This is a genomic window from Verrucomicrobiota bacterium (assembly GCA_016871675.1).
Classification (GTDB): Bacteria; Verrucomicrobiota; Verrucomicrobiia; order Limisphaerales; family VHCN01; genus VHCN01.
This window is the reverse complement of the sequence record VHCN01000037.1, coordinates 23,491-32,000: the sequence shown is the minus strand read 5'-3', so window position 1 is coordinate 32,000 and position 8,510 is coordinate 23,491. Positions and strand designations below refer to the sequence as shown.

Sequence of the window (8,510 nt, the reverse complement as noted above, 5' to 3'; positions counted from 1 at the left end):
AGTTTGCAACCGAGAAACCCCAAAACCAATGAGGATGACATGAACAAGGACCGAACTCCAAACCTGCCTTCACCGGATGCCATCGAGCAGCAGTTGATCAAACTCGGCACGCTGCTCCCCCGCGCCGGTGCGCGAGGGGCTCCTGCACTGCTGCGACAAGCTCCGCATGGCCACTCCTGACAAGCTCGTGTCCGTTGTGCTCTATGGCGGACTGGCGCGCGGCGAAACCGCCGAGCGCAGCAGCAACGTGAACGTGATGCTCGTGTTCCGTGAAGTGACCCTGCTGCTGCTGGAATCCATCCGTCCAGCCATCGAGGCCGCCGTGGTGGAGCGAGCACATCGCCTTCACGCGCGCGGGCGGCATCCAAATCGGGCATTTGACTCCGCTGCCCTTCATGCGCGAGGCGGTGGAGGCGCTCTGCCGGAATGTCGCCGTCGCCCGCGGGCGCATTGGCCCGCGGCTCATCCTCGAGAACATCACCTTCAGCGTCACCCTGCCCGGCGCAGAGATGCCCGAAGCGGAGTTCATCGGCGAGGTCCTCGAACGCACGGACTGCGGGCTGTTGCTCGACGTGACGAACCTGCACGTCAACTCGGTGAATCACGGCTACGACCCGCTGGCGTTCCTCGATGCGCTGCCGATGGAACGCGTCGTGCAACGCCCATCACGTGGGCGTGGCGCGGCGTGACGGCCAGCTTGTGACCCGTGCGCGAGCCCTGGCTGCGGTGGCCCCTTTTTCGACGCCCATGAAGTCGTTCCGCTGGCCCACGGGCATCGCGACCGCGCTGCTGTTCGCGTTCCTCTACGCGCCGCTGCTGGTCGTGGTCCTCTTTTCATTCAACGCGTCGCGCTTCGGCACGGGCTGGCACGGCTTCACGCTCCAGTGGTATCGCGCGCTGTGGGAGAACAACCTCGCGCTCGACGCCGCAAAGAACACGCTGCTGCTGGCGGCGGCAAGCACGGGCATTTCGACGGTGCTCGGCACGATGCTGGGTGTCGGGCTGGCGCGGCGATTCCGGGGCGCGGGGCTGGTGCAGCGCGCGCTGTATCTGCCCGTGTTCATTCCGGACGTGGTGCTGGCGGCGTCGCTGCTGTTGTTCCTCGGGCTGCTCCGCCGTTGGACCGGCTGGTTTGAACTGGGGCTGATGACGATGGTGCTCGCGCACGTGACGTTTCAAATTCCGTTCGTGGCCATCGTGGTGCGCGCCCGGATGTCGGGAATGGACCCGTCGCTCGAAGAAGCCGCGCGCGACCTCGGGGCGACGCCGGCGCAGGTGTTCCGGCACGTGACGCTGCCGCTGTTGGTGCCGGGCGTGCTGGCGGCGGCGTTGCTGGCGTTCACGCTGAGCCTCGATGATTTCGTCGTGAGCTTCTTCACGAGCGGTCCGGGCTCGACCACGCTGCCCATCCTGATTTACTCGTCCGTGAAACGTGGAATCACACCGGACATCAACGCGCTCTCCGCGCTCCTCGTGCTCGCCGCCGCCGCCGGGACCGTGCTCGTGACCTGGTTGCGCAGAAAAGTGCCATGACGCCCATCCACGCCATCCTCCGCCTCGCCCGGTGGTTTGTGCTGCTGCTGATCGCCGTGCCCGCCTCCGGACAGTCGAAGCTCAACATCTTCATCTGGAGCGAATACCTCGACCCCAAGGTCGTCGCCGGGTTCGAGAAGCTCCACGCGTGCAAGGTCACCGTGGATTTGTATGAAGACGCCGAGGCCATGCTCGCCAAAATCCAGGGCGGCGGCGTGTCGCTCTACGACATCGTGGTGCCGCCGGACAGTTCGGTGCCGACGATGCTCAAGCTCGGCCTGCTCGCGCCGCTGCGGCACGAGAACATCCCGAACCTCAAGAACCTCGACGAGCGCTTCGCCAGCCCGCCATGGGATCGCGGCAACAAGTTCACCGCCGCGTATCAATGGGGCACCGTGGGCCTGTTCGTGCGCGCGGCCCGTGGACGGCCGCTGCCCGAGACGTGGGGCCTGCTGTTCGACGCGAAGCTGCAGCCCGGCAAGTTCGTGATGCTCGACACCGCGCGCGACACCATCGGCGCGGCGCTCAAGTTCAAGGGGCACAGCTTCAACTCCACCGACCCGGCGCACCTGCGCGAAGCGCGCGACCTCCTCATCGAGGCCAAGCGGCGCTCCTCGGGATTCGAGGGCGGCGTGGGCGGGCGCAACAAGGTCCTCGGCAAAGCCGCCGCCGCCGCGATGGCTTACAGCGGCGACGCCGCGCGCGGCATGGCCGACGACAAGGACACGCGCTACCTCATCCCGCGCGAGGGCAGCATCCTCTGGGTGGACAGCCTCGCCGTGCCCGCGAAGGCGCCGCACCGAGACTTGGCGGAGAAGTTCATCAACCACGTGCTCGACGCGCGCGTGGGCGCGCAGCTCTCCGACTTCATCCAGTATGCGACGCCGAACAAGGCCGCGCGGCCGTTCATCAAGAAGGAGGATCTTGCGAACCCCGCCATCTATCCTCCGCCCGAAGTGATGCAGCGGTTGGAGTTCCTCGAAGATCTCGGGGCCGGAACGCGCCTCTACGACGAGGTGTGGACGGCGGTGAAGGCGAAGTGACGCGGCACTTGCGCGATGCATCGTCTCTGCTTTACTCCGCGCGCATCCATGAACGCCACGGTTCTCATCATGTCTTCGCTTGCCCTGCCCCTGCTTGCCTCGGCCGCTGCGCGGCCGGGAACGAAATTCGCCACGCGCTCGGAGACCATCGCGCCACACGGGATGGTTTGCACGAGCCACGCGCTCGCATCACAGATCGGGCTCGACATCCTCAAGCAGGGCGGCTCGGCCGTGGACGCCGCGATCGCCGCGGACGCCGCGCTCGGTCTCATGGAGCCGATGAGCTGCGGCATCGGCGGGGATTTGTTCGCCATTGTGTGGGATGCGAAGTCGCAGCGGCTTCACGGGCTGAACGCAAGCGGGCGTTCGCCCTACATTCTGACCATCGAGCATTTCCGCACGAACGGGCTGAGCAAGGTGCCGAGTTACGGGCCGTTGCCGGTCACGGTGCCGGGTTGCGTGGACGGGTGGTTCGAGCTGCACAAGAAGTTCGGCAAGCTGCCGATGAAGACGATCCTCGCCGCAACAATCCAGTATGGGCGCGAAGGGTTTCCGGTGCCGGAGGTGATCGCGGGCGGGTGGCCGTCGGCGCGGAGCCCGCAGGCGAAGTATCCGAACTTCCTCGAAACCTACAATCCCGGCGGCGTGCGGCCGCGCAAGGGCGAGGTGTTCCGCAACCCGGACCTTGCGCGCACGCTGGAGCGCATCGCGCGCGGCGGGCGCAACGCGTTTTACAAGGGAGACCTTGCGCGCACGGTTTCGGCCTACATGCTGCGGCACGGCGGGTTCATCACGGAGCGCGACCTGGCGGATCATCGCTCGACGTGGGTCGAGCCGGTCTCGACGAGCTACCGCGGCTACGACGTGTGGGAGCTGCCGCCGAACGGACAGGGCATCGCGGCGTTGCAGATGCTCAACGTGCTCGAGGGATACGACCTGAAGACATTCGGCTTCGGCAGCCCGGAGCACATGCACCTGTTCATCGAGGCGAAGAAACTCGCGTTCGAGGATCGCGCGCGGCACTACGGCGACCCGGAGTTCAGCAGGATTCCCGTGAAGCAGCTCATCTCGAAACGCTACGGGGCCGAGCGGCGCAAGCTGCTCGCGATGGACAAGGCGGCGCCGGCCTACGAGCCGGGCCGGCCCGAGCTGCACGGCGACACGATCTATCTCACCGTCGCGGACGCGAAGGGCAACATGGTGAGCTTCATCCAGAGCAATTACCGCGGCATGGGCAGCGGCATGACGCCCGACGGGCTGGGCTTCTGCCTGCAGGACCGCGGCGAGGGCTTCAACATCACGGACGAGAAGCACCCGAACTTCTACGCGCCGCACAAGCGGCCTTTTCACACGATCATCCCGGCGTTCGTGACCCGGGACGGCAAGCCGTGGATGAGCTTCGGCGTGATGGGCGGCGACATGCAACCGCAGGGGCACGTGCAGATTCTGCTGAACCTGATTGACTTCGGGATGAACCTGCAGGAGGCGGGCGACGCGCCGCGCATCTACCACGTGGGCTCGACGGAGCCGAACAGCCCGGCACGCATGACCGACGGCGGCACGGTGAACGTGGAGGAGGGCTTCCCGCTCGCGTCGCTCGAGGCGCTGCGCAAGATGGGGCACAAGCTCGGCCGCACCTCGACAGGAGCCTTCGGCGGGTATCAAGCCATCCGCTGGGACGCGACAAACAAGGTTTACATCGGCGCCACCGAATCGCGGAAGGACGGGCAGGCCGTTGGGTATTGAGAACACGAACCAGCAAGGTCCGGTTTGAGCGCTGCAGAGACTCTTCGAAGAGGGCTTGCCAATCCCCGCGCAGAGCGGCACGGTGACGACGATCACTGAAAAGGCCATGACCTCCCTCACCTTCCTTCAGACCTGCCGGCGCGCGCGGCACGCCGGTTTCACCTTGATCGAATTGCTCGTCGTCATCGCCATCATCGCGATACTCGCCGGCATGCTGCTTCCCGCGCTGACGAAGGCGAAGGAGAAGGCCAAACGCTCGGCGTGTCTCTCGAATCAGAAGCAGGTTTCACTCGCGCTCGTAATGTATGGCGGCGAGCAGGACGACCGCACGCCGTATCAGGATTCGCAGGGACAGGCCAACTTCGCGACGACGACAACCGTCAACTTCCTCGGGTTGCTCCAGCAGAATCTCACCACCAACAGCAAGGCGTTCACCTGCCCGGGCGCCCGGACAGAATGGCAGGCGGCGGGCAATGTCGCCAACGAGACAAACGACACCATCTACATTGCGAATGCCCTCATCGTCTCAGCCGCGAATTTTACGCGGCGATTCGCACTGGTGCCGAGCCCGAGCCGGCTCATCGGCCTTCAGGAGAGTTCCGCGCGGACTCATGTCGGATGGCTGCGTCCATCACGCGTGAACCTCGGCCCTCCGGCGGCCGCCGGACCGCGCACCTACACGAACTGGCACCTGACCCGCAACCCGAACACCTACGTGCCGATGTATCCGAACGGCTGGGAGTTTTATTCCACCACGCACATGGGCGGCGGCAACCTCATCTTCATGGATGGCCATGTGGAGTATCGTCATCACACGATGCTGACGAGTGGTGACTTTGGCTTGGCAAACGAACTGACGGGCTCGACTGCAGACACTGTGTCCACCCCGTTCGGTGCTCCCTACTTGGGCACGTTTTAGCGCATGCGGCGCATCGGGGCGACCACCAGATGAAATGGAATCGATTCGTAGTCGTTCTCGCGCTCGGACTGCCTTCGGGTTGCTTCACGGGTTGTAAACCGGAGCCGTCTGCCCCGGTCGCACCTCCGGTCAGTCCGGTTCCTAAAAAGCCGCCGACGCCACTGCCCCAAACTCCTGCGAACATCCCACCCACGGCAACCGCGCCCTCGTCCGGACCGGCGGTGACGCCTGAACCAGTTCAGGACCGGCTCCCCACAGCCCCCGCGGACGCCGCGCTCCGGAATCCTGTCCACGTCCAACTCACGGAAGCCGTCCACCTCTACCTCATGGACCATCGGAAGATGCCGGCAGACTTCCAGACCCTTGTCCGCGACAAATACGTGAAGGAAATGCCGCAGGCGCCGCAAGGAAAACGCTACGCCATCGATCGCAGGCGACTACAAGTCGTGCTCGTAGACGCGCAGTAGCCCCGCGCCCCGGCCGGAAAGCTCTCGGGAGCGACCAAGTCAGGCTGTTTGCTCGGGTGCCGACCCGGAGCCGCCGCCGGTGAAAGCCACAATCGGCAGCACGGCGAGATTCACGACGGGAACCAGAAACAGCAGCGCCATCCAGCCCGGCTGCGATTCGGCGGGAGAATTGTAATTGAGCGGCCTTCCCGGCTCGAACACTCTCTCGCCGAGCCCGAATTCAACCACACCCCTTCATGCCCTCCATGCTGATCCTCGTTCCGGTCGCGCTCGCCGTGCTGCTCATCGGGTATGCACTCGCCGTCTATAACGGGCTCGTCGCCCTGCGCAACCAGTTCAAGCGAGCCTTCGCGCAGATCGATGTGCAACTCAAGCGGCGCCACGACCTCATCCCGAACCTTGTCGAGACGGCGAGGGGCTACCTGAAGCACGAGCGCGCCACGCTCGAGGAGGTCACCACAGCCCGCGCTGCCGCGGTCTCCGCCGCCTCGCGCGCCGCCGCGAATCCCGCGGACAGCGGGGCAATGCGGGAGTTGCTCCGGGCCGAGGGCGCGCTCGTCGCCGGGCTCGGCCGCTTGCTGGCCATCGCCGAGGCGTATCCCGATCTCAAAGCCGACCAAAGCATGGCGCTCGTGATGGAGGAACTCAGCGCCACGGAGAACCGCATCGGATTCGCGCGGCAGGCCTTCAACGACGCGGTGATGGTCTACAACACGCAGGTGCAGTCGTTCCCCGCGAACCTGCTCGCGCGCGCATTCCATTTTGCCGAGGCCCCGCTGTGGACGATCGACAACGACGCCGAGCGGGAGAATGTGAAGGTGGCATTCAACTGAACGGCCCCAACCCTGCATGGACTTCTTCGCCAAACAGGAATCCGCGCGCCGCAACACCGGCCGGTTGCTCGTCCTGTTCTTCATCGCCCTGGCCCTCATCGTCACGGCGGTCCATTTGGTCGTCAGCGCGTTGGTGCCGTTCGTATTGGAGTCGCGACAGAGCCGAATCGACGACCCGGTCTTGATCGCGATCAACATCGCGGCAACTTTGCTCATCGTGCTGTGCGGCGCGGGCATCACCTGGGCGGGCCTGGCCGGCGGCGGCTCAGCGGTGGCGCAATCCTGCGGCGGCCGGCAGGTGGACCCGGCCAGCCTCGACCCGCTGGAGCGCCGCTTGCTGAACGTGGTCGAGGAAATGTCCATCGCCTCCGGCGTGCCCGCGCCGGCGGTGTTCGTGCTGGAGGATGAGGACGGCATCAACGCCTTCGCGGCCGGGAAAACCACGAGCGACGCCGCGGTGGCCGTGACCCGCGGCGCGCTGCAGAATCTCACACGCGACGAGTTGCAGGGCGTGGTCGGCCACGAGTTCAGCCACATCCTGAATGGGGACATGCGGTTGAACATCCGGCTCGCGGGCTGGCTCGGCGGCATCATGGGCCTCGCGGTGGTGGGCAAAGTGCTCGTGCAGTTGATCAGCGATTCCCGTGGCCACCGTTTGAGCAGTCGGCGCGACAAGGGTGCCAGCGGGATTCTCGTCGTCTTGTTTCTCTTGGGACTCGCGCTGCTGGTCATCGGCTACCTCGGCGTGTTCTTTGGCCGGCTCATCCAGGCGGCGGTCTCGCGCCAGCGGGAGTTCCTCGCCGACTCGTCCGCGGTGCAGTTCACCCGCAACCCGCTCGGGCTCGCGGGTGCGCTCAAGAAAATCGCCGGCTTTCGCCACGGCTCCGTGTTGTCCACGCCACAAGCGTCGTTGCTCCGGCACTTGTTCTTTTCGAACGCCGCGAGACCCTCGTGGCTCGACGCCCTGATGGCGTCGCACCCGCCGATCAACGAGCGCATCCAATGGCTCGACCCCGCGTTCAATGCCGAGATGGCAAAACTCGCCGCCGAGCCACGCCCCGTTTCGTCGGAAGATTCCGCCAGGCCGGTCGCTGGATTGGCGTCCGGCCCGGCGGCGTTCAAGATGGACCGACGCGCCATCGCGAACTTTCCGCTCGCCGTCGGCGACGCCCGGTCCACAGACCTCAAACACGCGGCTGACTTCGTCCGCGCGCTTCCGGACGCGATTACGGTCGCTGCCCGCGATCCGCACGGGTCGCGCGCGCTCGTGTTCGCGCTGCTGCTCAGCGAGGAACCCGCGGTGCGCGCCGGGCAGATCGCCCGGCTGCGGGAGCAGTCGGACGCGCCCGTTTGCGACGACCTCGCCCGGCTTGAACCGCTTCCCGAACTGCGCGACCGGGCTCGAAAGCTGGCGCTGCTCGACCTTGCGCTCACCGGCCTGCGGCGGATGAACCGCTCGCAGTTCGAGCGTTTCAACTCAATCCTCGACGAACTCATCGCGAGCGACGGGTGGCTGGACTTGTTTGAGTTCACGCTCAAAAGAGTGCTCGCCCGCCATCTGGGCATCTTCTTCGGCGTCATCACTCCGCAAGCCGCCCGCGGCAAGTTGCTCACCTTCCGGCGCGAATGCATGGTGCTGCTCTCCTGCCTCGCCCGGCAGGGCCACAGAGGCGACCCGACAATGGCCGCCGCCGCGTATCGCGCCGGGTGGCGTGAATTGCTGCTGTCGAACCCGTCCGACGAGCCGTTACCGCAGGACGAATGCAAACTCGACGCGCTCGGCTCCGCCCTCGACGCGCTCGGTGCCGCGGCGTTTCCGATGAAGAAGCGGATCCTCACCGCATGCGTCGCCGTGATTTCCGCGGACGGCTCGGTGCGCGTTGAAGAGGCCGAACTGCTTCGCGCCATCAGCAATTCGCTGGACTGCCCGGTGCCACCCGCCGGAATCCGGTGACGAAACCGAAGGATG

At 65.8% G+C, this 8,510-nt stretch carries 8 protein-coding genes and 1 pseudogene; 8 read left to right on the top strand and 1 reads right to left on the bottom strand.

Annotation, left to right across the window (positions count from 1 at the left end; all coding sequences use genetic code 11):
* Positions 1 to 338: 338 nt before the first annotated feature.
* The 6 genes and pseudogenes from FJ386_09420 to FJ386_09395 all read left to right on the top strand — a co-directional run bounded on the left by FJ386_09420 (position 339) and on the right by FJ386_09395 (position 5,708).
* Positions 339 to 689, top strand: coding sequence for a DUF692 domain-containing protein (locus FJ386_09420; protein ID MBM3876922.1), 351 nt, complete (start codon positions 339 to 341; stop codon positions 687 to 689).
* Between the two features lie 58 nt (positions 690 to 747).
* On the top strand, positions 748 to 1,533 hold the full coding sequence (locus tag FJ386_09415) for an ABC transporter permease (protein MBM3876921.1): 786 nt from the start codon (positions 748 to 750) through the stop codon (positions 1,531 to 1,533).
* Positions 1,530 to 2,576, top strand: coding sequence for a spermidine/putrescine ABC transporter substrate-binding protein (locus FJ386_09410; protein ID MBM3876920.1), 1,047 nt, complete (start codon positions 1,530 to 1,532; stop codon positions 2,574 to 2,576). Before FJ386_09415 ends, FJ386_09410 begins: the two co-directional genes overlap by 4 nt.
* 48 nt (positions 2,577 to 2,624) lie before the next feature.
* Positions 2,625 to 4,322, top strand: a complete 1,698-nt coding sequence (gene ggt / locus FJ386_09405) for a gamma-glutamyltransferase (protein ID MBM3876919.1) — start codon at positions 2,625 to 2,627, stop codon at positions 4,320 to 4,322.
* 106 nt (positions 4,323 to 4,428) lie between these two features.
* Positions 4,429 to 4,608 (top strand): annotated as a pseudogene (locus FJ386_09400) (type II secretion system protein).
* An 854-nt stretch (positions 4,609 to 5,462) separates the two neighbouring features.
* Positions 5,463 to 5,708, top strand: a complete 246-nt coding sequence (locus tag FJ386_09395) for a hypothetical protein (protein MBM3876918.1) — start codon at positions 5,463 to 5,465, stop codon at positions 5,706 to 5,708.
* Between the two features lie 39 nt (positions 5,709 to 5,747).
* On the opposite strand, the gene FJ386_09390 is transcribed toward FJ386_09395, so the two are convergent.
* The gene (locus FJ386_09390) at positions 5,748 to 5,936 is read right to left on the bottom strand and encodes a hypothetical protein (GenBank protein MBM3876917.1); all 189 of its coding nucleotides are present in this window, start codon (positions 5,934 to 5,936) and stop codon (positions 5,748 to 5,750) included.
* Between the two features lie 17 nt (positions 5,937 to 5,953).
* On the opposite strand from FJ386_09390, the gene FJ386_09385 reads away from it, so the two are divergent.
* Positions 5,954 to 6,541, top strand: a complete 588-nt coding sequence (locus FJ386_09385; GenBank protein MBM3876916.1) for a LemA family protein — start codon at positions 5,954 to 5,956, stop codon at positions 6,539 to 6,541.
* 16 nt (positions 6,542 to 6,557) lie between these two features.
* The gene (locus FJ386_09380) at positions 6,558 to 8,495 is read left to right on the top strand and encodes a M48 family metallopeptidase (GenBank protein ID MBM3876915.1); all 1,938 of its coding nucleotides are present in this window, start codon (positions 6,558 to 6,560) and stop codon (positions 8,493 to 8,495) included.
* The last annotated feature ends 15 nt before the right edge of the window (positions 8,496 to 8,510 follow it).

What these genes read in the sequence shown, in the direction of transcription:
- FJ386_09415 (MBM3876921.1), top strand. Translation starts at nt 748, where the DNA reads ATGAAGTCGTTCCGCTGGCCCACGGGCATCGCGACCGCGCTGCTGTTC.
- FJ386_09410 (MBM3876920.1), top strand. Translation starts at nt 1,530, where the DNA reads ATGACGCCCATCCACGCCATCCTCCGCCTCGCCCGGTGGTTTGTGCTG.
- FJ386_09380 (MBM3876915.1), top strand. Translation starts at nt 6,558, where the DNA reads ATGGACTTCTTCGCCAAACAGGAATCCGCGCGCCGCAACACCGGCCGG.
- ggt (MBM3876919.1), top strand. Translation starts at nt 2,625, where the DNA reads ATGAACGCCACGGTTCTCATCATGTCTTCGCTTGCCCTGCCCCTGCTT.
- FJ386_09385 (MBM3876916.1), top strand. Translation starts at nt 5,954, where the DNA reads ATGCTGATCCTCGTTCCGGTCGCGCTCGCCGTGCTGCTCATCGGGTAT.